The sequence below is a fragment of the Psychrobacter sp. T6-5 genome, from assembly GCF_052258485.2.
Taxonomy (GTDB): Bacteria; Pseudomonadota; Gammaproteobacteria; order Pseudomonadales; family Moraxellaceae; genus Psychrobacter.
The window spans coordinates 2,282,630-2,309,390 of record NZ_JBQQEY020000001.1 but is presented as its reverse complement, the minus strand read 5'-3'; the positions used below and the strand labels follow the sequence as shown (position 1 = coordinate 2,309,390).

The 26,761-nt window shown below is 44.1% G+C and carries 23 protein-coding genes; 14 read left to right on the top strand and 9 right to left on the bottom strand.

What is annotated here, in order from left to right; all coding sequences use genetic code 11:
- Positions 1 to 90: 90 nt before the first annotated feature.
- Together ilvD and ACTXGK_RS24505 are read right to left on the bottom strand one after the other, a co-directional pair.
- Complete coding sequence (ilvD, locus tag ACTXGK_RS24510; RefSeq protein ID WP_443515192.1) at positions 91 to 1,977, bottom strand: dihydroxy-acid dehydratase; 1,887 nt, start codon at positions 1,975 to 1,977, stop codon at positions 91 to 93.
- A 191-nt stretch (positions 1,978 to 2,168) separates the two neighbouring features.
- Positions 2,169 to 3,008, bottom strand: coding sequence for a hypothetical protein (locus ACTXGK_RS24505; RefSeq protein ID WP_443515194.1), 840 nt, complete (start codon positions 3,006 to 3,008; stop codon positions 2,169 to 2,171).
- A gap of 223 nt (positions 3,009 to 3,231) precedes the next feature.
- Here ACTXGK_RS24505 and ACTXGK_RS24500 point away from each other — a divergent pair, with 223 nt between their 5' ends.
- From ACTXGK_RS24500 to dusB, 3 genes are all read left to right on the top strand, one after another.
- A complete protein-coding gene (locus tag ACTXGK_RS24500; RefSeq protein WP_443515196.1) occupies positions 3,232 to 3,675 on the top strand; it encodes an HIT family protein in 444 nt (147 codons plus the stop codon).
- A gap of 322 nt (positions 3,676 to 3,997) precedes the next feature.
- The gene (locus tag ACTXGK_RS24495) at positions 3,998 to 6,043 is read left to right on the top strand and encodes a BCCT family transporter (RefSeq protein ID WP_443515198.1); all 2,046 of its coding nucleotides are present in this window, start codon (positions 3,998 to 4,000) and stop codon (positions 6,041 to 6,043) included.
- Positions 6,044 to 6,164: 121 nt separating this feature from the next.
- A complete protein-coding gene (dusB, locus tag ACTXGK_RS24490; RefSeq protein ID WP_443515199.1) occupies positions 6,165 to 7,196 on the top strand; it encodes a tRNA dihydrouridine synthase DusB in 1,032 nt (343 codons plus the stop codon).
- 76 nt (positions 7,197 to 7,272) lie between these two features.
- Here the strand turns inward: dusB and ACTXGK_RS24485 are convergent, their stop codons facing one another.
- Positions 7,273 to 7,680 (bottom strand): DUF1622 domain-containing protein, encoded by a 408-nt coding sequence (locus tag ACTXGK_RS24485; protein WP_238037552.1) that lies wholly within the window; start codon positions 7,678 to 7,680, stop codon positions 7,273 to 7,275.
- A 199-nt stretch (positions 7,681 to 7,879) separates the two neighbouring features.
- On the opposite strand from ACTXGK_RS24485, the gene ACTXGK_RS24480 reads away from it, so the two are divergent.
- The 3 genes from ACTXGK_RS24480 to ACTXGK_RS24470 all read left to right on the top strand — a co-directional run bounded on the left by ACTXGK_RS24480 (position 7,880) and on the right by ACTXGK_RS24470 (position 10,170).
- Positions 7,880 to 8,767 carry an SDR family NAD(P)-dependent oxidoreductase gene (locus tag ACTXGK_RS24480; protein WP_201600931.1) on the top strand — a complete coding sequence of 296 codons (888 nt, stop codon included), beginning with the start codon at positions 7,880 to 7,882 and terminating at the stop codon, positions 8,765 to 8,767.
- 297 nt (positions 8,768 to 9,064) lie between these two features.
- Positions 9,065 to 9,424 (top strand): hypothetical protein, encoded by a 360-nt coding sequence (locus tag ACTXGK_RS24475; RefSeq protein WP_443515201.1) that lies wholly within the window; start codon positions 9,065 to 9,067, stop codon positions 9,422 to 9,424.
- Between the two features lie 320 nt (positions 9,425 to 9,744).
- Entirely contained in the window at positions 9,745 to 10,170 is a 426-nt protein-coding gene (locus ACTXGK_RS24470; RefSeq protein WP_443515203.1) for an immunity protein YezG family protein, read from the top strand.
- A gap of 260 nt (positions 10,171 to 10,430) precedes the next feature.
- On the opposite strand, the gene ACTXGK_RS24465 is transcribed toward ACTXGK_RS24470, so the two are convergent.
- From ACTXGK_RS24465 to lipB, 3 genes are all read right to left on the bottom strand, one after another.
- Entirely contained in the window at positions 10,431 to 10,898 is a 468-nt protein-coding gene (locus tag ACTXGK_RS24465) for a hypothetical protein (protein ID WP_443515205.1), read from the bottom strand.
- A gap of 158 nt (positions 10,899 to 11,056) precedes the next feature.
- Positions 11,057 to 11,587 carry an inorganic diphosphatase gene (locus ACTXGK_RS24460; protein WP_057759479.1) on the bottom strand — a complete coding sequence of 177 codons (531 nt, stop codon included), beginning with the start codon at positions 11,585 to 11,587 and terminating at the stop codon, positions 11,057 to 11,059.
- A gap of 193 nt (positions 11,588 to 11,780) precedes the next feature.
- Positions 11,781 to 12,635: a lipoyl(octanoyl) transferase LipB gene (gene lipB / locus ACTXGK_RS24455; protein WP_443515435.1), complete on the bottom strand. Its 855-nt coding sequence runs from the start codon at positions 12,633 to 12,635 to the stop codon at positions 11,781 to 11,783.
- Between the two features lie 389 nt (positions 12,636 to 13,024).
- Here lipB and ACTXGK_RS24450 point away from each other — a divergent pair, with 389 nt between their 5' ends.
- The 5 genes from ACTXGK_RS24450 to pncB all read left to right on the top strand — a co-directional run bounded on the left by ACTXGK_RS24450 (position 13,025) and on the right by pncB (position 21,352).
- Entirely contained in the window at positions 13,025 to 14,509 is a 1,485-nt protein-coding gene (locus ACTXGK_RS24450; RefSeq protein WP_443515207.1) for a coniferyl aldehyde dehydrogenase, read from the top strand.
- A 361-nt stretch (positions 14,510 to 14,870) separates the two neighbouring features.
- The gene (locus tag ACTXGK_RS24445) at positions 14,871 to 16,802 is read left to right on the top strand and encodes a glycine betaine ABC transporter substrate-binding protein (protein ID WP_443515209.1); all 1,932 of its coding nucleotides are present in this window, start codon (positions 14,871 to 14,873) and stop codon (positions 16,800 to 16,802) included.
- Between the two features lie 64 nt (positions 16,803 to 16,866).
- Complete coding sequence (locus ACTXGK_RS24440) at positions 16,867 to 17,760, top strand: ATP-binding cassette domain-containing protein (RefSeq protein ID WP_443515437.1); 894 nt, start codon at positions 16,867 to 16,869, stop codon at positions 17,758 to 17,760.
- Positions 17,761 to 18,076: 316 nt separating this feature from the next.
- The gene (gene msrAB, locus ACTXGK_RS24435; RefSeq protein WP_443515438.1) at positions 18,077 to 19,822 is read left to right on the top strand and encodes a bifunctional peptide-methionine (S)-S-oxide reductase MsrA/peptide-methionine (R)-S-oxide reductase MsrB; all 1,746 of its coding nucleotides are present in this window, start codon (positions 18,077 to 18,079) and stop codon (positions 19,820 to 19,822) included.
- Between the two features lie 303 nt (positions 19,823 to 20,125).
- Positions 20,126 to 21,352 carry a nicotinate phosphoribosyltransferase gene (gene pncB / locus ACTXGK_RS24430; RefSeq protein WP_443515211.1) on the top strand — a complete coding sequence of 409 codons (1,227 nt, stop codon included), beginning with the start codon at positions 20,126 to 20,128 and terminating at the stop codon, positions 21,350 to 21,352.
- A 1-nt stretch (position 21,353) separates the two neighbouring features.
- Here the strand turns inward: pncB and xseB are convergent, their stop codons facing one another.
- From xseB to ACTXGK_RS24415, 3 genes are all read right to left on the bottom strand, one after another.
- Positions 21,354 to 21,599, bottom strand: coding sequence for an exodeoxyribonuclease VII small subunit (xseB, locus tag ACTXGK_RS24425; RefSeq protein WP_443515212.1), 246 nt, complete (start codon positions 21,597 to 21,599; stop codon positions 21,354 to 21,356).
- 59 nt (positions 21,600 to 21,658) lie between these two features.
- A complete protein-coding gene (gene xseA, locus ACTXGK_RS24420; protein WP_443515214.1) occupies positions 21,659 to 23,191 on the bottom strand; it encodes an exodeoxyribonuclease VII large subunit in 1,533 nt (510 codons plus the stop codon).
- A gap of 227 nt (positions 23,192 to 23,418) precedes the next feature.
- Entirely contained in the window at positions 23,419 to 23,787 is a 369-nt protein-coding gene (locus ACTXGK_RS24415) for a hypothetical protein (protein ID WP_443515216.1), read from the bottom strand.
- A gap of 290 nt (positions 23,788 to 24,077) precedes the next feature.
- On the opposite strand from ACTXGK_RS24415, the gene ACTXGK_RS24410 reads away from it, so the two are divergent.
- From ACTXGK_RS24410 to ACTXGK_RS24400, 3 genes are all read left to right on the top strand, one after another.
- Positions 24,078 to 24,728, top strand: a complete 651-nt coding sequence (locus tag ACTXGK_RS24410) for an alpha/beta hydrolase (RefSeq protein ID WP_443515218.1) — start codon at positions 24,078 to 24,080, stop codon at positions 24,726 to 24,728.
- Between the two features lie 90 nt (positions 24,729 to 24,818).
- A complete protein-coding gene (gene zapE / locus ACTXGK_RS24405; protein WP_443515220.1) occupies positions 24,819 to 25,919 on the top strand; it encodes a cell division protein ZapE in 1,101 nt (366 codons plus the stop codon).
- A gap of 134 nt (positions 25,920 to 26,053) precedes the next feature.
- Complete coding sequence (locus ACTXGK_RS24400) at positions 26,054 to 26,713, top strand: nitroreductase family protein (RefSeq protein ID WP_371531306.1); 660 nt, start codon at positions 26,054 to 26,056, stop codon at positions 26,711 to 26,713.
- The last annotated feature ends 48 nt before the right edge of the window (positions 26,714 to 26,761 follow it).

The following is a 26,761-nucleotide window of genomic DNA, read 5'->3' as shown; positions in this document are numbered from 1 at the left end:
TTGTTTTTTGGTGAAAAAAAAGCCTGCATAGCGCAGGCTTGATAGATTTTTATAAGTAAGTTATGAAAACGAAGGGTTTAGATAGAATTATTAACGCTCTACTTGGCTTACGTCGCGCACAGCACCAGTGTCCGCACTGGTAGTCATAGCTGCATAAGCACGTAATGCTGGAGAAACGTGACGATCACGGCTGACGGGTTTCCATGCATCGCGACCGCGTGCTTCCATAGCTTCTCGGCGTGCGGCCAAGTCTGCATCACTGACTTGCATGTTGATAGTACGATTTGGGATGTCGATGTGGATGCTATCGCCTTCTTCAACCAGACCAATGGCACCGCCTTCAGCAGCTTCTGGGCTAGCATGACCGATTGATAGACCGGATGTACCACCAGAAAAACGACCATCAGTGAGTAGGGCGCATTCTTTGCCCAGTCCTTTTGACTTCAGATACGTCGTTGGGTAGAGCATCTCTTGCATACCAGGACCACCCTTAGGGCCCTCGTAGCGGATGATGACCACATCGCCTGCAACGATTTTGTCGTCTAAAACTGCAGCAACCGCATCATCTTGTGATTCAAAAATACGTGCGCGACCAGTAAAGGTTAAGATACTCTCATCGACACCAGCGGTTTTGACCACGCAGCCACGCTCGGCAATATTGCCATACAGTACAGCCAACCCACCATCTGCAGAGTAGGCGTGTTCGGCACTACGGATACAACCTGATTCACGGTTGACGTCAAGGTTTGACCACTCTTTTGATTGTGAAAATGCCTCGGTGGTACGTACGCCACCCGGTGCGGCAAGGAAGCGCGCGCGTGCCTCATGGTTATCATGATTCATGATATCCCACTTATCAATCGCTTCTTTCATTGTCGGACTATGGATAGTCGGCACGTCGGTTTTTAATAACCCCGCGCGATCAAGTTCAGCCAACAAAGCAAAGACACCGCCCGCACGATGCACGTCTTCCATATGGAATTTTTGTGAGGCAGGGGCTACTTTTGCTAGGCAGGGCACACCGCGGCTTAGACGGTCAATATCAGCCATTTTAAAATCAATCTCAGCTTCATTGGCCGCAGCAAGTAGATGCAAGATCGTATTGGTTGAGCCGCCCATGGCAATATCTAAGCTCATTGCGTTCTCAAAAGCTGCCTTGGTCGCGATTGAGCGTGGTAATACTGAATCATCATCTTGCTCGTAGCGGCGTTTCGCAAGCGAGACAATAGTGCGTCCCGCTTCTAAGAACAGCTCACGACGTAGTGAATGAGTAGCGAGTAATGAGCCATTACCCGGTAATGCCAATCCTAAAGCTTCGGTCAAGCAGTTCATCGAGTTGGCAGTGAACATCCCAGAGCATGAGCCACAAGTAGGGCAGGCTGAAGCTTCGATAGCGGCCACATCTTCATCACTGATGCTGTCATCAGCCGCGTCCATCATTGCATCGACAAGGTCAAGTTTGCGAACAGCACTGCTGTCATTACTATCGGTGTTGTGGCTCTTACCGACGGTGCTGGCTAGGATTTTGCCCGCTTCCATTGGGCCACCTGAAATAAATACCACGGGTATGTTAAGACGCATTGCCGCCATTAGCATACCGGGGGTGATCTTATCGCAGTTGGAAATACACACTAGCGCATCCGCACAGTGAGCATTGACCATATATTCGACCGAGTCAGCAATCAGGTCGCGACTTGGTAGCGAGTACAGCATGCCGCTATGACCCATGGCAATACCATCATCAACCGCAATAGTATTGAATTCTTTTGCAACGCCGCCTGCTTGCTCAATCTCACGCGCGACTAGCTGTCCAAGATCTTTTAGATGCACATGGCCGGGTACGAATTGAGTAAAAGAGTTGGCAATCGCAATGATTGGCTTGCCAAAGTCGCCGTCAGTCATGCCGGTGGCACGCCATAATGCGCGCGCGCCTGCCATATTACGACCGCCAGTAGAGGTTTTTGAGCGATAATCCATGTGATATTCCTTACAAATAGGCGAGATTTTTTTGAGTGTGAACTCGCAAGTGTGATGCTTATAGTTTGCTTTTTATCTGATATGAAGACTAGTGAATAATACTAAGTCTTTACCATACCATTAGATATGAATAATTGAAAATAGCTTAGTAATGGTAATGGGTTTAATATTATAAAAGTACAATTGAGGCACTATTCAATGCGAGCTAAAATCGCCTTATCAAACCAAGGTAGTTCAGCTTTGTTGGCTTCTAGCTTCACAATAACTGCCAGCGCATGAGTAGCTAGTAGCTGTTGATAGTCACTACTCGCGTCAATCGTCAATAGCGATTCGGCAGGTAACGCTTGAGTGTTGGCATTTTGCGCATCAATACTGATTAACGTCTGCTTATTATTTTTATAAAGGACGTCGACACGACCAAAAAACTGCCAGTCTTTAAAAGCGGCAATAATAGCGTCGGCGGCATCCTTAGTATAGATTTGCTGTGTCTCTTTGCCGGTATTGGTCCAATGCATCCGAACGGCTAACTGCAATGCTTCACTAAACACCACCAAGGAACCAATGACTTTCACATGCCAAGGACTGGTCAATAAGGCGTCATCAATGCCAATCAATTTAGCCGCTTCGTGAGCTGACATAGGAGTATTGAATTGCAGTAGTAGCTCAGGGGTGAGAGGATGTGTCTGTTTGATAGCACCATCTAGGCTATCGTAATGATAAAGAAAAGGCAGTGGCAAATCTTGCGTGACCGTTTTTTTGATGATTTTACAATTATGTATCTGCCAGCTGATAGCTTTGTCAGTCAAGGCCTCTGCTAAGATAATAGCGCTTGGATCGATAGTTTGAGCACTATTGTCAGGCTCAGTACTAAGTTGCTCTAAGCCAGTACTATCAGGCACAGAGACATTTGATTCAGACGTTTGGGCAATGTCATTGGTTTGGGCATTGTCATTGAGTGTCGAAGACGGGCCGCCGTTATCTAGGCTATCTGAGTTGTCTGATGTATTGGTCGGCAAAGTAGGCAAATCCATAAACATAGCGTTGTTAAAATAGAGGGTTAATATAACATTTAAAAGGCATGAATCGCCAATAAATTAGTGGGATAAGCTAGGGAGTATACAGCTTGATTTTATCAACGACGGAAATGATAGCAACTTGTACTAAACTTATATTTCGTCCACTATATGACAAGCGCTCTAAACCATTTTAAAAGCTGTTAAGCATCCAACAATCAAATAACCAAAGGAAAAAATAATGACTGACGTGAATCAACAAACTGCTTATGACGACAATAATATTTTTGCCAAAATGCTGGACGGTGATATTCCTTGTCACAAAGTCTATGAAGACGATAAGACGCTTGCCTTTATGGATATCATGCCGCAAGCCGAAGGTCATGTATTGGTGATACCCAAGCAAAAAGCAGTAGATTTGGCAGATCTTGAACCAGAGTATGCCGCTGCGGTATTAATGACGTCTAAAAAGGTCATGCAAGCACAGCGTCAAGTGTTTGAGCGTGAAGGCGTTATTCAGATGCAGTTGAATGGCTCACAAGCCGGTCAAACGGTTTTTCATTATCATGTGCATCTGATTCCATCGAGCATTCATGAGTTAGGACGTCATGCAGTAACGCAGGCTGATCAAGGTGAGCTTGCAGATATTGCTCAGCGACTTGCTACGGCTATTAGTGCCGCCTGATATCGAGGCATAAATTGCTAGGATGATAGGTATATAAGATTGAAGGGCAACTAACAAGTTGCCTTTTTTATTGCCCAGTAATAATTGTGTAAGAATCGTTAAGTTATTGTTATAAATACGCGCCCGTTCTAGGGTTTAGGCAAAGATTATGTTACACAGTATCCTTGTTTAACACTACCAAACATATGACTTGGCTGTCATCAGTCGGTATTACCACCGCTATGATGATTTAGCAGTCTCTATATTGATAGTTCTATGTTGATTATGTTTAGGGATATCGTTTTTATCTCCTATTTTCTTGGCTTTGAGGATACCACTGCTTATGAGTAACGGTTCACGCTCCACCATTTTATTGCCGGTTTTTATACCTGCAGCGGTCATTATGCTGCTGCTAGTCATCGGTACCGCGATCGATCCTGAGGCAGCAGGTGCTCTGTTTAGTGATGTGCTTAGTTTTACGACTGAGACATTCGGCTGGTTTTATATGCTGGCAGTGGCACTGTTTTTGATGTTTATTATTGTACTGGCGTTTTCGTCTTATGGCAGTATCAAGCTAGGCCCTGATCATGCTGAGGCGGAGTACGGATTCCTTGAATGGTTTGCCATGCTATTTTCGGCAGGTTACGGGATTGCGCTACTGTTTTATGGGGTAGCAGAACCAGTGATGCACTTTTCTAGTCCGCCAATGTCGGATCCGCAGACTATTGCTGCGGCAAAAGAGGCGATGCAAATTGCGTATTTTCATTGGGGTTTTCATATTTGGGCAATTTATGGTGTCGTTGGTTTATCACTGGCGTATTTTGCGTTTCGTCATGGTCTACCACTATCAATACGCTCGACGCTGTACCCGATTATTGGTGACAGGATTCATGGCCCTATCGGTCATACGGTCGATGTGTTTGCGATATTGGGTACGATGTTTGGTATTGCTACCAGTCTTGGCTTGTCAGTGTCGCAGATTAATGCGGGACTCAATTATCTGTTGCCAGATATCATTCCAGTGAATACGACCGTACAGGTGATTGCCATTGCCTTGGTGACAGCCGCGGCATTGGTATCGGTATTGGCGGGAATGGATAAAGGCGTAAAACGCTTATCTATTTTAAATATGCTGTTGGCAACTGCGTTGATGCTGTTTGTATTTGTTGTCGGTCCGACCATTTTTATCTTGAACGCCTTTATGGAAAATACGGGTAGCTATTTGGGTAATATTGTCGAGCGTACCTTTAGTTTACAAGCGTACGAAAATAGCGATTGGATCGGTAGCTGGACCTTGTTTATTTTTGCATGGACGATTGCATGGGCGCCTTTTGTGGGTCTGTTTATCGCCAAGATTAGCCGTGGTCGTACCATCCGTGAGTTCGTATTGGGTGTGATGCTGGTACCGACTTTCTTTACGTTCTTTTGGTTTTCGGTGTTTGGTGATACCGCGCTACACATGATTATGGTCGATGGTTATACCTCATTGATCAGTGAAGTACAGAACAACCAAGCGATTGCTCTGTTTAAATTGTTAGAGAACTTACCATTTACTGAATTTGTGTCGTCATTAACCATTTTATTGATTATTACCTTTTTTGTGACGTCATCGGATTCTGGCTCATTGGTGATCGATTCGCTAGCAGCTGGTGGTCGCAGTGATACGCCATGGTGGCAGCGTAGCTTTTGGGTAGTGACCGAAGGTGCTGTGGCTGCGGTTTTACTGATTGCTGGCGGTTTAACGGCGCTACAAACGGCAGCTATCGTCAGTGCGTTACCATTTGCGATTATTATTCTGATCTCAATGTTTGGCATGTGGCGTGCGCTGCGTATCGAAGGACATCGTAATCAGAGCCTTGGTAATGACAACAGACTACCGCCGCATCTACTCAAACCGTCTGCATGGCGTGAGCGTATTGATTATATGACCGACAAGCCGACGCGTGAAAAGGTCTTGAATTACATCAAAGAAGTGGTGATACCATCAATGATGGAAGTGTCGTCTAAATTTGCAGAAACTGGCTGGACGACTGAGGTCAATTATGACGCGGTCAATAACCGTGCGGTGCTTGAGTTGCAACGTGGTGATGATGTCGAGTTTTGGTATGAAGTGCGCTTATCTGAGCATGATGCGCCCGATTATTATACTGAAGACAGCGCAGATACCTTGCCACAAGAGCACCATCATCGCGCTGAGGTGTATCTACGCCGTGGTGGTCAGACCTATGACTTATACGGCTACAAATCTGAATCAGTAATTAATGACATCATCGATCAGTTTGAGAAGTATTTACATTTCCTCAATGTATCGCCTGATAGTCTACCGTGGCGCATGCAAGAGCATGATGACGACATCACGCTAGAGCAGGGTAGTGTGCTTGATAAATAATGCATGGCATGTATCAAAAATGACCAATGCTTATGCAAGCTATTCACGTTAATCGCTTGCAATATATCCATGAATGCTTAGAATAACGGCTTGTTTTCCTTACCAATCAAGCCGTTTTTTTATGTCTATTGATTCTCCTGTGTTACCTTCGTCCTCGACTTTGTCCGACCATCCCTTGTTGCAGCCATTGAACATAGGTGGCCTGACGATTGAAAACCGTTTGATGGTCGCACCGATGGCAGGCGTGACGGACAACCCTTTTCGCCGATTGTGCAAATCATTTGGTGCAGGTCATGCGGTCAGCGAGATGATCATCGCTGATACGGCGCTCTATGCACGCAAAAAATCTCTGTACCGTGCCAACTTTGATAATGAGATTGCGCCTATTTCAGCGCAAATTGCGGGGGCTGAGCCAGATAAACTGGCTGAAGCGGCTCGTTATCAAATTGATAATGGCGCGCAGATTATCGATATCAATATGGGCTGTCCTGCCAAAAAGGTTTGTCGTAAGCTGGCAGGCTCAGCGCTGCTACAAGATGAGGATCTAGTAGCAAGACTGCTTGATGCCGCTGTAAATGCTGTTGATGCGCCTGTCACGCTAAAAACACGATTGGGATTTGAAAATGGTCGCGAGAATATTCTGAGAGTCGCCAAGCGGGCAGAGCAAGCAGGTATTGCCGCGATTGCCATCCATGGGCGTACGCGCGAGGATATGTATACGGGCGAGGCGCGTTACGAGTTAATACGCGAAGTCAAAGACAGCATTAGCATTCCTGTCATTGCGAATGGCGATATCGATAGCGCGCAAAAAGCCCAGCATGTTTATGAGATGACAGGCTGTGATGCGGTGATGATTGGGCGAGCCGCGCAAGGGCAGCCGTGGATATTTCGCGATATCGAGCATTTTTTGCGTACTGGCGAGCGTCTAGATGCCCCTAGTGTCAGTGAGATAAAGGAAATCGTACTGTCACATTTGCAAGAGCTGTATGACTTTTACGGTGAGTACTCTGGCTGTCGTATCGCTCGCAAGCATATTGCGTGGTATACGACAGGCATTCCCAACTCCAACGCCTTCCGTCAAGCGATGTATGGCGAGGAGAGTACCGCCGGACAGTTCCGCGTGGTTGAGAGTTTTTTGCAGACGCATGAGTAGTAATGGTCTGCACAGTTTCATCACGCTTATCATAAGCATAAATCACTGCTACCTCTTTCAGCTCTAGTGATTCAAGCTATGTTTTATCAATAGGGGCGGCTTCATTGAAAGGCATAGCATCAGGATTTTTCTCAGGTGTGGGCTTTTCTTTTTGCCAGGGGAATCGGCCTTCTAGCTCAACTTGTAGCGATAAGCTCAAAAACGTACGAATAAGCACGATAATACCCAACACCAAGACGCTGCGTAATGTCGGCTCTGTCACCACTGTTGCCATAATGTCTGCGGCAATCAGTACCTCAAGTCCCAAAAGAATGGATTTGCCAACGGTTTGCCTGATCTCTACGTAGGTATTGTGGTTCAGGCCGCCCGATATCCGAAATGCTTTATAAAAAGCAAAGAGGAGTCCAAAAAACATAATCAAGACACCAATGACTTCGACTATCTTGGCAATCAAGTCAATATAGTGGGTTAAGTTTCCGATCAAAATAAAGTCTCCTCTGTATCAGTCAGCAAAAAGTATGGCGCTAAACATCGTCACTATTATATGATGATATATCACTATAAACCTCTAAAACCGTCAAATTAACTATCAGCTACTGGCGTTTTGTTCACTGTATGCGATATTTTTTTGCTATGCTGTAAACGAATATTCATCGGCATAGGACAGACAAAAAGGACTTTTTATGGCTAATCCCTCGAAAAAAGCAATAACCAAAGCAGTAAAAGGTAAAAATATTATCATTACAGGCGCGTCAAGTGGTATTGGCGAGCGTACGGCTTTTTTATTAAGTGAATGCGGGGCGCATGTTATTTTGTTGGCGCGTACCGAAGACAAACTAAAAACCGTCAAAGAAAATATTGAAATATTGGGTGGCAGGGCCAGTTATTATCCATGTGACCTTACCAATATGGATGAGATTGAAAAAACCAGCGAACAAATTCTTGCTGATTTTAAACATGTGGATGTATTGGTCAATAATGCTGGTCGCTCGATTCGCCGTTCAGTGCATGAGTCGGTCAACCGTTTTCATGACTTTGAGCGCACCATGGAGATTAATTATTTTGGCGCGGTCAAAATTATTCTTGGTTTCTTGCCGACGATGATTAGCCGCCAAACGGGCCAAGTCGTCAATATCTCTTCGATTGGTGTATTGGCCAACAGCCCTCGTTTTGCTGCGTATGTGGCGTCAAAATCTGCGCTAGATGCGTTTAGTCGTTGCTTAGCCGCGGAAGTCAAAGGCGATAATATCAAGGTCACCAATATCTTTATGCCCTTGGTACGTACCCCTATGATCGCCCCAACCAAGCTATACCGTTATATGCCAGCTTTAATGCCTGATGAAGCTGCATTAATGGTCGCAAAAGCGATTGTCCATAAGCCAAACAGTATCGCCAGTAATATGGGCAAATTTGCCTCAGCCACTTATTCGTTGGTGCCAGCATTTAACGTTGGTATTCAATCAATTGGTTATCGTATCTTCCCAAGTTCCACAGCGGCGCAAACTACTGATAGCAAGCCTAACTTTGCTCAGCGTGCCTTTGCCAGAATTCTCCCTGGTGAGCATCACTAAAATTGGTTTATTCTTAATTATTACGAAAACAAAAAAAGGATACGATGGTATCCTTTTTTAATGCTCTATCTATTTGTATTAATGTTCCTATAATATAGATAGGTAAGGCGTTAGTAGCCTTCTGTCCTTAGCAACTTACTTCGGTTAAAGTCCATTTACCATAATGCACCTTTGTGCGAACATGTTCCGTTTGCCATAAAGGTAGCGAAGCATTGGCTATATAATTAGCATTCTTTCGTCTATCATCCTAAATTGTACGAAATTAATTGACCACAGACTTTGATCATAGGAAAGAAAATGTCGTTCTTTTATCCTAAAGATGTAGATTTTATGGAGATGTTTGGATGCGAGAGTCATATAGATAAGGATGGTTTGCTAGAATCCACATTCATTGATACACAAAATAAAAAAATGGTTTTTTCTATCAGTGATATGCAGAACTCAATATCTGCTTATGTATATCAAGATGAAGCAATAATATTTAAGATATATGAAGAAGGAGCGATGAGGGTCATGATATATGAAAATCAGATCATTATAGAATATCTGAATTATCAGGATTTATACGCTAAAAGACTTACTATTATTGATGTGTATCCAATATTTAAAATTGACCACTGTACTCTGATAGACAAGAATATGAGCCAACTAAACTAAATGCCTTACAGGTATTTTTATATTAAGATATACCTACACCGAACCAATCAGTCCTTCACTGGTTCGGTACCCTAGTGAGGACTTGAATATTCTGCTATAGGCTAATGGTATCAACGTTTTAACTCGCTGAAATAGTCACAGTGTACTTCATGGTGTACTTACCATACATATTCTATCTGTAATCGATGCGCTATACAGGCATCGAGCTTCTAGTGTTAGATGCAACTTTAGTAATTATGAAATAATCAGCGGCAGTCTTAATAATAAATCATTTATCAATTGCTAAGGCATCAAAAAAAATACTGATACAGGAAAATGACATGAAAACAGATGATCAAATTATTTATCAAAAAATAGGTGAATTGCTATGGTCAGTAATGTCTCTGAAAGATAATAATATTGTTTTTAGAGGACGTATTTATTCTGAACATCAAGATTTTCAGTTACTATGTGAAACAAATGAAGGGCCTAAATATGTAGAAATGACAAATGATCTTTTCTTTGATTTACGAAAGCTGATGGAAGACTTGAAGCAATGCTTAATTTTCAATAAAGAACCTTGGACACAGTTTAAAATTGTCTTAAATGAAGATCGTAATTTTAAAATTGATTTCGCTTATATTTCTGAAGAAGATAGTTGGCCTGGTTTATATATGAGGTCAGTTAGCGACTTAGATCAGACTGAGCTTGATGAATACTATATCCCTATGAAGGAATGGGAAAGATGTGTGAGTTCTAAAAAGTAAAAATGCAGCTCGAATTCTCTATAAATAAAGCATAGGGTTTTTATAGGGTATACCCTAGCAGAACCACCTATCTCACCCTTCAAACCTATTAATAGACTACTTAAAACAGACCGCTATCATGGAACCACTTATAACAGACTAGCGAAACCAGCAGACCTTGTTAGGCTTTTCTATTGTCCAGCCTGTAAGTAACAATACTCGCAGGCTACAGTATCAGCGATAAACGGTTCTATAAAAAGTATCGCGATTCAGTATTTTACTTAACCAAATACTCGCCACAATATCCAAAATATACCTATCATCAATACCGCAATGACAAGCAACCGTTTTAGCCAATAAGGGAGTAAAGGTTTTTTATAACCCAAGTCATTGAGTTGACTGTCGACACCCGCTTGCAAGCTTTTAAACCCTTGTCCTGACTGAGTGGTTTTGACACGATTTTTTACCAATGGTCCAGGCCCGTCATCAATCTCTTGCTCTCTATCGAAGCTAATGGCTTGATTGGGGATACCTTGTTTGCTAGCGATGGTATTGAGCTTTTGCTGTTGTTTTACCTTTAATGCTGTCTCATAGGCATCAATCCTAGTTTTGGCTTCATCCATACTGATGTTTTCGTCTGCCGCCAACGTTTTGATGGCCATTACCAAGTTGTTTTTTTCGACCATCATGATGACGTCTTTTGGCAACTTGGTATTGACCGGCTTTTTGCTAGGGTCGGGGTTAAACATGGCTGTCCTTATTACGGCGTATGCGTGTGAATGAATAATAGGGTTTATTATAACCATTTTACACAAGCGATATTCAAACAAAAAAATACCGCGATCACATTGCGATCGCGGTATTTTAGTATTTATCTATTATTAGCATTTATGCCAATTTTGATAAATTATAGGTCTTTCCAGCGTTGGATAGATTCTTTGATGACTTCTTTCGCTTCCGCAACATCACCCCAAGACTCAACCACAGTAGTGCCCGCTTTTTTCAGGTCTTTATAGTGGCTGAAATGGAACTCTAGTTGGTTGATGAGCTGCTTTGGTAGGTCTTCTAGGCTGTTGTAAGCATTACCTGTGTCACGGTCGTCAGCAGGTACGACAACGATCTTGTCATCTACTTCGCCATCATCAACAAACTTCATCACACCGATGACTTTTGCTTTTAGGAAGATACCAGTCGGTAGTGGCTGTTCAGTCAATAGCAATACATCAAGCTCATCACCATCTTCGTCAAGCGTTTGTGGGATAAAACCATAGTTACATGGCTTAGCAAAAATCTGTGGATCAATACGGTCAAGCTCAAATACGGCCAATTCGCGATTCCACTCAATTTTATGGCTGCTGCCAGCTGGGATCTCTACGACTACGTTGATGATACCGCCGTCTACATCGCCTGCGTCCAAAATTTTATTAAAATCTGCCATGAAATACTCCAATTTGCTTTTGTTTTAGAGGTTTGAATGATTGATTTAGCTGGGGATACTGCAAAATTTTTGCCGCACCCGATTTGTACTGGGTGCGATTATAACAAGTTTGGTCTAAATTTTCTCTTAATGCTTAAGTCTAAGCGTGCAAGATATTATGCAAAAAAAGATTATGCAAAAATGGACACAAAACTCACTTTGGCGCGATAGCTCGTAATTCAATTAGTCCAGCATGTCGCTTGGCGATATTATCGATAAGTTTTTTGGTAACGACTTTGTAGCTTAATGCGTCGCTGATTTGTTGAGTCGTTTGTGTTTCTGATTCTTTTTGCTCTGAATCTGTCTGCATGGTTACAAAATCAGACAGGCGCAACATCTGCATCCCTGCGTAACCGCAAGGATTGATAGCATTGAATGCTGACAAATCACAGTTTAAGTTAATCGCGATACCATGATAGCTAAAGCCATGCTTAATCTTGAAGCCCAACGACGCTATTTTTCCAAGCATAATCTTGTTATCAAGAGATTTGTCATTTAGCGAGTTGCTATTAGCCTTGCTACTGTCATCCGCTACAGTGGGGTCAGAATACATGTAAACACCAGGTGCATCACGGCGGGCATGAGCACTGATATTGTCACGACTAGATGGCGAGCTATGCAGACAGTCATTAACGACGTCTTCGATCGCTTGCTCAGCGTGGGAGACCAGATGGCGCACACTCCAGCCCAAACTGTTTAAGTCAAACAACCAATAAAGGACCAGCTGTCCGTGACCATGCCAAGTTACCTGACCACCGCGATCGGTCTTGATGATAGGCGTGTCGGTGCGCTGCAATATGTGTTCTTCTTTGCCTGCTTGTCCAAGCGTATAGACATCGTTATGATCAACGATCCATAACTCATCAGGCGTGCGCAGTCCTTGCTGCTTTTTTAGATCGATACGTTCGAGAGTGCGTGACAGCATGGCATCGAGAGTGGGAACATAATCGGCTGCTGACAGAGATTTACTGATCAGCATGTCATTGAGCGGTTGTGTGTCGTTTTGCATGAGCGTGTCTGTCTTATTATTGTCTGGTTTAAAGATAGATAATGTCGATAGGTAGTGTAGCAGTTTTGGCATCTATCGCCCAAAGTTTATCTGCAGTCTAGCATCGGATTTGGCATATAAGTACCAATAGAAAACGCACTAGAAAAAAGTAAAACCATTTTAATATCATGGCTTTAGTAGGCGATTACAAACGCAGCAGTCAGTGAAAGGAGCTGTTCATTGCACAGTTGATGCGCTACATTAAAGTATAATGAATGGAATCTGATGAAATTGACAGTCAGGGCAGGTTATTAAAGCGCGCACCTGACTAGAAAGATAGCGCCTATAACCCAATATAATGTAGTGACTACACGACATATGAGTACATGTGACTACGACAAGGAAGACAAATGACAGATAGCAACCAACACGCCCATGAGCACGCACCAACCGATGCAAGTTTTGCGCTGCAGCGTATGCCTGAAGCACTGAGTACCGCAAAAACCATCGATGAGATGAAATCTCAATTCTCACGTCTACAAACATTGAGCCGTACGCGGCCGATCAATGACTGGGGCACTCGTGAGACTCAGCTAGATAATCTAGAAGTGATGCTGAGCGACAATCAAGAGAGCTTTGCAAAAGCAATCAGCGCAGACTTTGGATATCGTAGCCAATCAGAGACTCAGTTTGCTGAGCTGTTTCCGAGCTTCACAGGTATCAGTCACGCCAAAAAACACGGCAAAAAGTGGATGAAAGCACATCGCGCGCCTATTTCAGCACTGTATATGCCAGCTCACAATGAGATTCAGCCGCAGCCATTGGGTGTGGTCGGCATTATGGTGCCGTGGAACTATCCGCTGTTTTTAGCCATTGGTCCGATGATTGATGCAATCACCGCGGGCAACCGAATCATGGTCAAAATGAGCGAAGCCGCGCCGCAGTTTGCTCAGACATTCGCTGATGCCATTTCTCGTTATTTTTCGCCAGATATGATCTGTGTGGTACTGGGCGAGGTTGATATTGCTGCCGCCTTTAGTGAGTTGCCATTTGACCACTTGCTATACACGGGTTCAACTGTTGTAGGCAAAAAAGTGATGGCTGCCGCCGCGCCTAACTTGACACCAGTGACGCTTGAGCTTGGCGGTAAGTCACCGGTGATTGTATTGGATGATGCCAATCTAGAGTCGGTGGTCAACCGTGTCATGATGGGCAAAACACTAAATGCAGGTCAAACGTGTATTGCCCCAGATTATGTATTGATTCAGCGTCAATATCATGACCAGTTTATCCATTTAGCAAAAGAGTGGATGGCCAAGCACTATCCCAATATCGAAAACAATCCAGACTATTCACGCATTATCAATGGTGAGCAGTTTAAACGGGTTAAGGGCTACCTAGATGCGCTAACAGGTGATGAGATACACGCACTGACTGCGGTTGAGCCCAATATAGAAACGCGTCTGATGCCACCTGTGATTGTGAGCGAGCCTGCGCCTGATAGCGATCTGATGCAAAATGAGATTTTTGCCCCGATTTTGCCGCTGATGCACTATGAGACACTCGACGATGCGATCTATTTTGTGAACTCGCGTCCACGACCACTGGCGCTATATGTCTTTAGTGACAACTATAGCAGCATCGAAAACGTGCGTAACAATACGGTCTCTGGTGGTCTATGTATCAATGAAGTCATCATGCATGTCGCCCAGCATGACTTACCGTTTGGTGGGGTAGGTGACTCTGGTACGGGTGCATACCATGGCAAAGCGGGCTTTGAGCGCTTGAGCCATATGAAACCTATCTTTGTACAGACCAAGCTAAATGGTCTCAATTTCTTATTGCCGCCTTATGGTGGGCTGTTTAAAAAGGCGATGGCATTGTTCTTGAAATAATTGCTCTATGGGAGTTATTCAAAAATTGATTTTGAACTCTCTTCATTCGATACCATAATCTATAGTACCTATATCTGTAGCATCTATCAAAATAGGTGCTATTTTTTTGCCAAAAAATCAAAGGTTAGCATTGGGAAAAGATCTATTAATGATAGCGTTTATATCTGCATGGCCTGAGGTTCAATCATCTCAGCAATCGACAAATAAGCATTTGTTATTACTCCTATAAGTCGCTACACTTTGTAGTAAGTCTAAACAACAGTAGATGATTCATAGATGTTGTGAGTCAATATGGCATCGTGAAGCTCTGTAGTTTTGATACTTCTCTGATGCCAGTACAAAACAATAAATAGGACAGAACATGCGCCAATGGATTGCATTAAGCTTACTGTGTATGAGCGCGTTGTTGCTGCCTGTATCAGCATCCGCAGCTTGTGAGTCACCGATCAAGTTTGGCGCACTGACGTGGGAGAGCGGACAGTTTACCTCTGGGGTGCTTAAGTACATTGCTGAAGATGGTTACGGCTGTACGGTGGAAGAAGTGCCAGGAGCAGGGCCTGCGCTTGAGACCGCATTGTCACAAAACGATATTCAGATCATCGGTGAGCAGTGGATTGGACGCTCGCCAATCATGGAAGATGCCATCGAGCAGAACAAAGTGGCCGTCATTGGCGATACGCTCAAAGGCGGCGCGACTCAAGGCTGGTATGTCCCAAAATACGTGTTGGAAGAAAACCCAGGACTGCGCAGCTATCAAGACTTGCCTAAATATGCCTCGTTGTTTACAGACCCTGAAGATCCGAACAAATCTCGCTTTATGAACTGTCCCTCTGGCTGGACCTGTGAGATATTTAATACGCGTCTGCTAAAAAATACGGGGCTGGGTAGTATTTTTAACAATGCTCATCCCGGTACGGGCGCTGCGCTCGATGCCGAAATTGCCTCCGCTTTTGAGCAGCACAAGCCACTATTGTTTTATTACTGGCAGCCGACGGGCCTAATGGCAAAGTATGACTTTGCTGCTTTGGAGTTCCCGGATCACAAAGATGCCTGCTGGCAAGACCTATTACTCGCTGACGGTACATCTGATTGTGTGTCTGGCTTTCCAGTATCGCCGCTAGGTATCGCAGTATCTACCCCATTTATCAAATCCAACCCTGAGCTAGCAGAGGTCTTCAAAAAGGTACAGTTTACGCCTGATGAGCTGAACGGTGCAATCTTAGAGATGAGTGAAACGAAGCGTAGTGGCGATGAGCAAGCGTTGGTATTTTTGCGTGATAACCCAAATGTTTGGAAAGGATGGTTGTCTGAAGACGCTGCCACTAATCTTGCGACTAAGCTCGGCATTAGCTTAAACGGTGCTGTTATCAGTGCTGATCCAGCTGCCTCTAGTAGTGATCAGTCAGCACTCTCATCCAGCTTCCCTTCATGGTCGCTTGAGACTCCGCTCAACAATGCGTTATCAAGCGTCGTCCAAAACTATGGAGACGTATTTCGCACTATTAGCACGGTGACACTTACGTACTTGCTCTTACCCATTGAGCGATTATTAACGATTATTCCACCTTGGCTCATTATCGCGTTTGTGACGGTGCTTGCATGGTTTGGTGTACGCAAGATTTGGTTCGCGTTGGCATGCGGTGCGGGGCTGTTTTTGATTGGTGCTTTTGGATTATGGGGCGCGCTGATTGATACCTTGGCGTTACTCATCGTGTCAGTATTGGTCACGGTGGTGATCGGTATTCCTATCGGTATTGCCATGTCAGGCAGTAAGCTTCTGCGCAAGATTGTGACGCCAGTACTCGATGTAATGCAGACGATGCCAAGCTTTGTGTATCTCATACCGGTGCTAATGCTGTTTGGTATTGGTAAAGTGCCTGCACTCTTTGCAACGGTTATCTATGCGCTGCCACCACTGATTCGCCTGACAACGTTGGGTATTACCCAAGTTAATCATGAAATGGTCGAAGCAGGACGCTCTTTTGGTAGTACGCATTTACAGCTACTTATTTGGATCAAACTGCCACAAGCACTGCCTAGTATCATGGCAGGTATTAACCAAGCGGTGATGATGTCGCTTGCCATGGTAGTACTGGCGTCGATGATTGGGGCCCCGGGCCTTGGTGAAGATGTCTTGCAATCTATCCAAACGCTTAATATTGGGCAGGGCTTACAAGCAGGTACGGCTATCGTTATCGTCGCCATTATCATTGACCGCATTACTCAAGCCTTTGGTCAAGGGAAGCGTGCTCGTCAAAAAACGATCAAAGCAGGCAGGCGTCCGATTGGGTAGTAATGCGTCCAGTAGTCAATGAGTAAAGTCAGCATAAAAAATTAGGCAAATAGTGAGAGTAATGATGAATCATATCCAGCTAAAAAATATCAGTAAAATCTATAATGCCAATAGTACGCAAGCCCAGTCTGCATTGACATTATTGGCTGAGGGTATGGATAGCGTTGCGGTCAAAGAACAAACGGGCTACTCGGTGGGTCTCTACGATATCAACTTGGATATCAAGGCAGGCGAGCTACATTGCATCATGGGGTTGTCAGGCTCTGGTAAGTCGACCTTGATACGTCATCTCAATCGCTTGATTGATCCAACCAGCGGTGAGATATGGGTTAATACTACGGTCAATACCAAAATGCACGCCAAGGATAATCCGCAGGCAAACACTGTGCCAGTAGACAAACGCTCATCTAACGCTATTAATATTTTAGAACTCAATGATAAACAGTTGCAGCACTACCGCCAGCAAACAGTCAGCATGGTTTTCCAGCATTTCGGCTTAGTGCCGCACATGACAGTCATCCAAAATGTTGCTTATGGTCTGCGTGTCCGTAAAATGAGTGTGAGCGAGCGTCATGAGGTCGCGCGTCACTGGCTCAATGAAGTGGGCCTTACCAATTTAGAGCACAGTTATCCTGATGAGCTATCAGGCGGTATGCAGCAGCGAGTTGGGCTGGCTCGAGCCTTAGCAACGGACAATCCCATCTTATTAATGGATGAGGCGTTCTCTGCGCTTGATCCACTCATCCGCGCCCAGTTGCAAGATCAACTGCTTGCATTGCAAGATCGACTCAATAAAACCATTGTTTTTATCACCCATGATATTGATGAGGCAGTCAAAGTTGGTCAGCGTATCAGTATATTAAATGGTGGACGCTTAATACAGACAGGAACGCCAAGCGACTTAAGGCACAATCCTGCCGATGACTATGTTGAGCAATTTATGAGTGCAAAAGCTTGATATGCACTGATTATTGTATTGAAACGCCCTCTATATCAGGACTCTTACTATCCTGTTAAATAAGTGTAGCTATCGACAGCTTACTATTAAAGTAGGCTCCAATAGCGTTGTATACTATTAAGACAAACTAATGCGTCTCAACGATCCGAAACACTGTGTCTCCACTATTTTTCAAAGTCTTATCTCTTTAACTTAAGTTCCCTCATAATAGAATTCTGAGCTATTTATCGCTCATGGTTGCCAAAACTCGCACCATCCGTAACAAGGACACGTCATGTCATATAAAAACAATCACAAAAATAGTAATCATGAAGAAATTAAGAAACCTCGCTCATCAAGCTGGCTAAAAAACGTTAGCGCCTTTAGCATGACGACAGTGCTAAGTGCAGGCATATTAGTCGCCTGTGGCCAGATGAGCAATGCAGAAAGCAGCGCAAGCAGCAGTACCAAATCAGGTAGTCAAAATACTGGCGTCACCAGCTCGCGTGACATGTTGCCTTCTGATATGCTCAAACAAATGCAAGCATTGCCGCAGCTAACAAAAGGCTTAGGCGACACAGGTGCGGCAGTGATTGATCCTAATAAGCCGACCTTGGTAAAATTTTGGGCGAGCTGGTGTCCGCTATGCTTGGGAACGTTAGAGGAGACTGAGACGTGGCGCACTGATCCTAAATTTTCAGGCTTAAACGTGGTGACAGTCGCCAGCCCCGGTCATCTTAATGAAAAAGCTGATGGTGAGTTTAGTACTTGGTATGCGGGCGTACAATCTGACTACCCAAACTTGCCTGTCTTGACTGACCCCTCAGGTGAACTCATCAATAAGCTTGGCGTACAAGTTTATCCAAGCTGGGCTATCCTCGATAAAAATGGCAACTTGGTACACTTGGTAAAAGGTAATATATCAGCAGAGCAGGCTTACGCACTTGCCGAAAATGCAGATAATGGCTTCGCTGAGCTCAAAGCAGGTAACGCCAAACCTGCCAATGCACAAGCATCAGATAACAATAAAGTCGAAACCATCAAGCAAAAAGATGGTGTGTATTACAATGAAACCGGCAAACCAATCAACACACGCTCAATCTACCTTGCAGGGGGCTGTTTTTGGGGTGTTGAAGCTTATATGGAGCGCGTCGAAGGGGTTGTTGATGCCGTATCAGGTTACGCCAATGGCGATACAGCCAACCCAAGCTATGAGCAAGTCATTCGTGGCTCAGGGCATGCAGAAACCGTAAAAGTCACCTATGATGCGGACAAAACAGACCTCGATACCATCTTAAAATACTATTTTCGAGTGGTTGATCCAACGAGCTTAAATAAGCAAGGCAATGATCGCGGTGTGCAGTATCGCTCAGGTGTGTACTACACCGACAAAGAAGATAAAGCCGTGATTGATGCTGCGCTCAAGCGTGTACAAAGCAAATACGAGCAAAAAGTCGTGGTCGAGAACGAGCCCTTAGATAATTTCTATTTGGCTGAAATGTATCATCAAGATTATCTAGCAAAAAATCCCAACGGCTATTGTCATATTGATTTGAGTCTTGCTGATGATAAGCCTGAAGGGGCAGCTCGTACCAAACTTGCACCAGCTAATACGGTCGCTGAGACGTTAGATCCCAAGCGCTATGCTAAGTTTGACAAAGATGCGCTAAAGAACACATTGACCAAAGCGCAGTACAATATCACGCAAGAGGCTGGGACGGAGCGTGCCTTTAGTCATGAATATGATGATTTATTTGCGCCTGGTATTTATGTTGATGTGGTCAGTGGTGAGCCGTTGTTTTTGTCGACTGATAAATACCAATCAGGATGCGGCTGGCCAAGCTTTACTAAGCCCATCGATATGCAAGTGATTACCCAGCATCAGGATAATACCTTTAATATGGTACGTACTGAAGTTCGTTCCCGCGTGGCTGACTCGCATCTGGGTCATGTCTTTCCTGACGGTCCAAAAGACCGTGGTGGTCTGCGTTATTGTATCAATGGCGGGGCGCTACAGTTCATCCCAGTTAGTGTGATGCCGCAATCAGGCTATGCACCATTGGTAAAACTGGTCAAATCATAGTCGTTTTATTGCCACCTTTGAATAAACAAAAAAGACGTTAAGTTCAATCTTAGCGTCTTTTTTGTTTCATGTAGCTATTAGATATTTGATTGTCATTTTCGCTAGTTGTACGAATTTTGCTGCAATCTAACGCGAATTCTGAAATAAACCCCAAACTTCGTTATACTTGATGGTTTATTGGTGATGCACACTCTATGAGTGTCTATTATTTATTAACCAGATATCACTTATTATTCAGACATAAGGTCGCTTGGTTGTTTCGGTGACACTTGTTTCTCATTTCTGCACTTTTAAGGCCATAGCATGACTGCTACCTATTCACCCATTATTACCTCACTGCTTGATAATGATTTGTACAAATTTACGATGTTACAAGCCATGCTGCATCAGTTTCCACAGACACATGGCGTGTATCGTTTTCGCTGCCGCAATAATAAAGAGTCGGCCTATCCATTGGCCGATATTCAAAAAGATCTAGAGCAGCAACTAGACAGCCTGTGTGAGCTGCGTTTTTTGCCGGATGAGCTGGACTACCTACGTGGTTTGCGCTTTATGCGTTCAGACTTTGTCGATTACCTTGAGTTATTTAAGTTAAAACGCCGGTTTATTACAGTCAGTACCGATGAGAAAGGTCGTTTATCTATCGACATCGAAGGGCCGATGATTCAGGCAATGTTCTTTGAAGTATTTGTGCTGGCTATCGTCAATGAGCTTTATTTTAATGCGTTATCGAACGATAGTGTGATTGAAGAAGGGCAACGTCGCCTTGACGAAAAAGTGACACTGCTGCATCAATATGCCCTAGAGCAGGCAAAGTATGGGCGTGATATACCGCCGTTTATTGTCGCTGATTTTGGGACACGTCGACGCTTTAGTAAACGCTGGCAGGCACACGTGGTGGAGACACTACACAAGGCTGAGTCAAAAATCGTGGGCGGTACATCCAATGTATATCTGGCAAAACAGCTAGGAATGACTCCGATAGGCACGATGGCACATGAGTTTATGCAGGCATTTCAGGCATTAGATGTGCGTTTGCGTGATTCACAAAAGGCCGCGCTTGAAGCATGGGTGCATGAGTATCGTGGCGATTTGGGTATTGCATTGACAGACGTGGTCGGTATGGATGCGTTCTTGCGTGACTTTGATTTGTATTTTGCCAAGCTGTTCGATGGGCTGCGTCACGATAGTGGTGACCCTTATATCTGGGGTGATAAGGCAGTGGCACATTACGAAAAATTGAAGATAGACCCAAAGACCAAGATTTTGACCTTTAGTGACGGGCTAGATTTAGAAAAAGCGTGGGAGCTGCATCAATACTTTAAAAGTCGTATCAGAACCAGCTTTGGTATCGGTACCAATTTGACCAATGATATGGGCATTACACCGATCAATATCGTGCTCAAATTAGTGGAGTGCAATGGTCAGCCAGTCGCCAAGCTATCCGATAGCCCAGGCAAGACCATGATCAATAATGACACGTATCTTGCCTATCTTCGTCAAGTATTTGAGGTTGATGAGCCAGAGTAAACTAACTATCAATGCTGCTAGTAGATTTTTCTTCGGCAAAGGCTGCATCCAACGCTTGTTGTACCGCATTAATACGGGTTTCGCACACGCGGTAAGCGGCAATAGACTCTTCAACCGTGGTCATCAGATTATCAATATCAGGCTCGTCTTGCTGCTGTAGTTCAGCTGCATTGGTTTTTAAAATATCATAGGCCGCCTTAAAGGTTTTTGGGGCGGCTTTTTTGCGTCTGCGAGTCGGGGTTGTCATAAAATTTCCTAATTTTTAAAGGTAAGTAGATAAGTAATTTTTAGATAATTATTATGTAATTAAATGGGCATGTCTGAGATTTCTGTCACTTTCTTATCTATATTGACATCTATAATCTGTGCTGCTGCGCTACCATCTTTTAGAATAATATGGACGGTTTGCTCAGGATACAATTGGGTGCTGCTCGTGAGTGTTTGGTTTTTTTTGGCATCCGTTAGCATGGCATAGCCTTGCTTAAGCACGCGAGATGGTCGATGTAATAGCACAATATCACGTAGGTGCTCGCTATCGCGCTGTGCTTGTATGATTTGCTGCTGCGCGTTTTGCATAATCGATTCTTGATGACTTTTGCTATTGGTCACGGCTTTCGTTAGTTGTTGATGCGCTAAGGTTTGCGTTTGCGTATATCGCTCAGCTGTTAGTCTGACTGCTTGCTTTACTTGACGCTGGGCACTTTGTTGAATGCTGCGCCATGCATAGTCACTGTCTTTTTGCAAAGCCGTTAGCTGACCGATAGTTTGCGACTGTATTTGGCTCAACTGGCGCACAGTTTGTTGCTCAGCAGTATTGAGTTGGCGCTGAGCGGCTTGCTTGATTTGCGCTTGATATTGTAGTGTCTGAGTGACGAGCTGGGCTAAATGGCTATGGATAGCGGCAATCACTTTTGAGGGCGTATCAAAGCTGGTATGCGCCACTTCATCTAAAATAACTTTGTCACGCTCATGACCGATACCCACCCAGATAGGCACAGGCTGCTCAGCAACCAACGCTGCCAGCTCATAATCATTAAGATAAGCCAAATCACCAACCGCACCGCCACCACGAATAATGACCAATAAATCAGGCAAACGCCGATAAGTGTCGTAAAACTGCTGCTGTGCATTAACGATGGCTTGACGGATTTCAGCGGGCGCATGATTGCCTTGAAAAGTCGCATTATGGTAGTGGAAATGACAAGCACCTGTACTGGCTAAGCGATCCGCATCTGCTTGAAAATCACCCAATCCGGCCGCCTTTTCAGGGGCGATGACCAGCACATGCTCGATATCAAAAGGAGCAGGCAGCTGCTGATTGAGATGCAATAGCCCTTCGCCTGTTAAGCGATCGACCATTTCTGCATACTGCCGTGCCAAATCGCCTAGCGTATAGCTGGGATCGATATCTTCAATCGTGATTGAAAAGCCATACTGGGCATGGAATCCTGCCGATACTTTGAGGAGTACGGTCAAATCACGCTCAAGCGGCATACCAGTCGCGCGCTCAAACTTGGCTAATACGCGAGCCGCTTTAAATCGCCATAGATTGCCGCGGCAGCTGGCGACTACTTTGCCATCATCGTCTTTTTCTGCCAATTCAAAATAATAGTGACCACCCTTGCTAGATAAGTTACGGATTTCTGCTTTTACCCAGACCCGGTGGTCAAAGGTTTGTTTGATGACCATCTCAACCGCGGATAAATAGTCACTAAGGCGTAAAACGGTATCTTCTAGCTGGTCTTCTTGCTCAGCGAGTTCGGCCTCTAGAGTGGCCAAATCTTTGGCAGGTGCGAGTACTTTGGCCTGTTTGATATTTGAAAGATTGGGTTTGCGCATGATATGAGACCAAAGATAATATAAATATAAAGACTGATGCGGAGGTGCTGAATACGATAGCGGATAGTTTAACCCAAAAGGGCGCACACAAAAAGCAAAGCCAACAAGCTTTGACTGATATATTATCTATATCGCAGCTTGTTGGCTATTTCATAAATCACAGTATGTCAGGTGATGCTAGAGAAACGCAAATGGCGTCGCTCATTTAGAGAGTTGCTGATAGAGAGTTACTGGCAACGAAAGTTGATCTTATACTCATAATCATCATTGCGTGACAAATCTGGCGTACCCGTGCCAAAGATTGAGCCGACCACGGAGCCCACTTGTCCAACCATACGGCCAGTACGTTCATTTAAGATACCATTATATTTGACATTGTCATCAACGATAATGACTTGTTTGCTTCGACAGGTTTTTTGCGCACTATCAATTGCATTTTGCTGTGCTTTGACTTTGCTATCGGCGATGCCAGTGGTCTCATAAATAGAGTTGGCGCGTTGTATCACTGGCGATGATGGCGTGCTTTGACAAGCGCTTAAAGCAAGCGCACCGGCCAATATTGCACCTAAACTGGCAGTTTTGTTAAAGGTATTCATAAATAATTCCTAATGTATATAAATAGAACATCTTAGCGATAGGCAAAACTTCATAAATGTAGCGTATCTAGATATTACCTGTCTAGACGCTTATTGTGTGCGGTATTGCAGCAGTATTGCCTATCCAATCTATGACAAGCAAAGCGTGCTTAAATAAATAATATACTCAGCTGCTGAGCATTAATTTTGGCCCAAAATAAAACAAGTCGCACCCGTACACAGCAAATCACTTGAAATAAAAATCATATCTAGGATAATTGAGCCATTCATTTTTATTAATAAGTAATACTATGCAATTGATTCCTGCTCCTGCTGGTGTGCTCGAGGTCGACGCACTATGGCAAAATGACAATCCTAATGACCCAAATACGGATACCGTCGCGCTGCTGTGCCATCCCAATCCGTTGTTCGATGGGACAATGAACAATAAAGTGGTCACGACTATGTACCGCTTTGCCCGTGACAATGGCATGCATGTGGTGCGTTTTAACTTTCGAGGCGTTGGTCAATCGACAGGCGAGCATGATTATGCGGAAGGTGAAGTGGTCGATGCAATGACCGTGCTACAATGGATTGCTGAACAAACCAATGCCCGAAAGCTATGGCTGGGCGGTTTTTCTTTTGGTGGGTATGTCACGGCCCGCGTGGCTGAGCAAGTACTTGAAGCCGCGCATATATGGGGGTTGGATGATTTTGACGTGTCAAAAATCGCGCTTATCGCACCCTCAGTCGAAAAAAATGACAGCAGCGATATCGATTTGCCTGCGGATAAAACCTTTGAGATCTATGGCAATGCGGATGAAGTAATCGCGCCTGAAAATATGCAGGCATTTGCAGATCGCTTAGGAATTGTAGTAAGCGTCGTCGATGGTGCCGGTCACTTTTTTCACGGTCGCTTGTCAGAGCTCAAAAAGTTATTAGAAACGCATAGTAACGCATAGTTTTAACCCTAACCGCTAATTCATGTTTTAGGGTAGCAATTAGCCACTCCAATATTTTGATATTTATTTAATCCAACGATGAGTCGTATTATGAGTTTATCTCCATTGCAACGTTACGATAAAGCCGTCAGTACAGATGAGTTTACTCGGGATGAGCAGCAGTTTCAGGCCATGAGTTATCTTGATGAGATCTACCATCAGCTCATCAATAGCGCGCCGCAAAAGAAAGGATTCTTTGGATTTTTGAAATCCAAGCCTGTCGCGCCAACTGGATTATATATGTGGGGCGGTGTAGGCCGTGGCAAAACGTGGATGATGGATATGTTTTATGATTCATTGACCATTGAGCGCAAAATGCGTCTGCATTTCCATCATTTTATGCAGCGTGTTCATCAAGAGTTGAATAAACTGCAAGGCGAAAGTGATCCACTCGAAAAAGTCGCCGATATTATTTATAAAGAAGCGGTCATTATCTGTTTTGATGAGTTTTTTGTCTCTAACGTCTCTGATGCCATGATTTTGGGTGATTTATTTACCATGCTGTTTAATCGCGGCATTACCTTGGTCGCTACGTCAAACATTGAGCCATCTGGTTTATACAAAGATGGTTTGCACCGTGACCGTTTTTTACCAGCCATTGCAGAGGTTGAGAGCCATACGACAGTGATGAATATCGACTCCGGTATTGATTATCGTCTGCGCGTGCTTCAGCAAGCAGAATTGTATGAATCACCAATGACTAAAGCCAATCATCATTGGTTAGCCAACCGTTTTGCCAGCTTGTCCAATAATCAAAAAATCAGCAATGAGCCAATTACTATCAATGGCCGCGAAGTCAAAGTCAACGCGCGTACCGAAGATATCTTGTTTTGCGATTTTCGACATTTATGCATGGCGCCGCGCTCGGCATCCGATTTTATTGAGCTTGCAAAACAATTCAGCACGGTATTAGTTGATTCAGTACCCGCCTTAAATGATGATTTGCGTGATCCAACGCGCCGTTTTATTTATCTGGTCGATGAGTTTTATGATCGCCGTGTAAAACTGTTGGTACGCGCAGAGCAATCGATTTTGGACTTGTATCAAGGGGAAAAGCTAGCGTTTGAGATTGAACGTACCCGTTCGCGCTTGCTTGAGATGCAATCAGAAGACTATCTACGCATGGATCACCGTGTCGAAGATGCTGCATAGTTGATGTTTTTTAAAACGGTATTGCTAGAGCTCAAATGTTTTTTAGTATTCGGTACTTAGTCTTTTCAATGACAAGTAGCAAATTTAAAAGTAGTTCGTAAAAAGAAATAAATAATAATAAATAAGGACAGACAATGACTACAACAGATGAAAATAACCAAGCGCCACAGGACAATAAACTGCCTGTTAAGAATGTAGCCGCAAATGATGTCTCAGCTAGCAGTGAAGAGCTGATTGGTTGGATTAACTCAAGACGCAGCATGGGTAATTTGGATGCACCAGCCCCAACGCGGGATCAAATCGAGTCTGCTATTGAGTGTGCAGCGACAGCGCCCGATCACAAAAAACTGCGTCCATGGCGCTTTATTGTGACGCAAGGAGAGGCACGTCATGAGCTAGGTAATGCTTTGGTAGCCGCAGTAAAAGAAAAAGCGCTCAAAGATGGCGAAGAGTTGTCTGAGAAAACTATCAAAAAAACCCATACCATGCCGCTCCGAGCGCCTGTTATCATAACGGTCGTGACGCAAATGCAAGAACATAAAAAAGTGCCACCCTTTGAGCAAATGCTAAGTGCGGGTGCTGCTGTGCAAAATTTGATACTGGCACTCAAAGCTCAGGGATTTAGTACAGTTTGGCGTACTGGGCTGTTATGTAACGAGCCTGCGGTAAAAGCCTATTTTGATGTGGGTCCAGATGATTATGTGACCGCTTTTGTTTATACTGGCACTAGTCCAAAAGATGAATCCAAACGCAAACCTATTGATATCGAGCCGTTAGTACGCTTCGAGTCATAATTTGACTCGGTGTTGTCTCTTGGTAAAATTATTACCTCAAAAAGACCG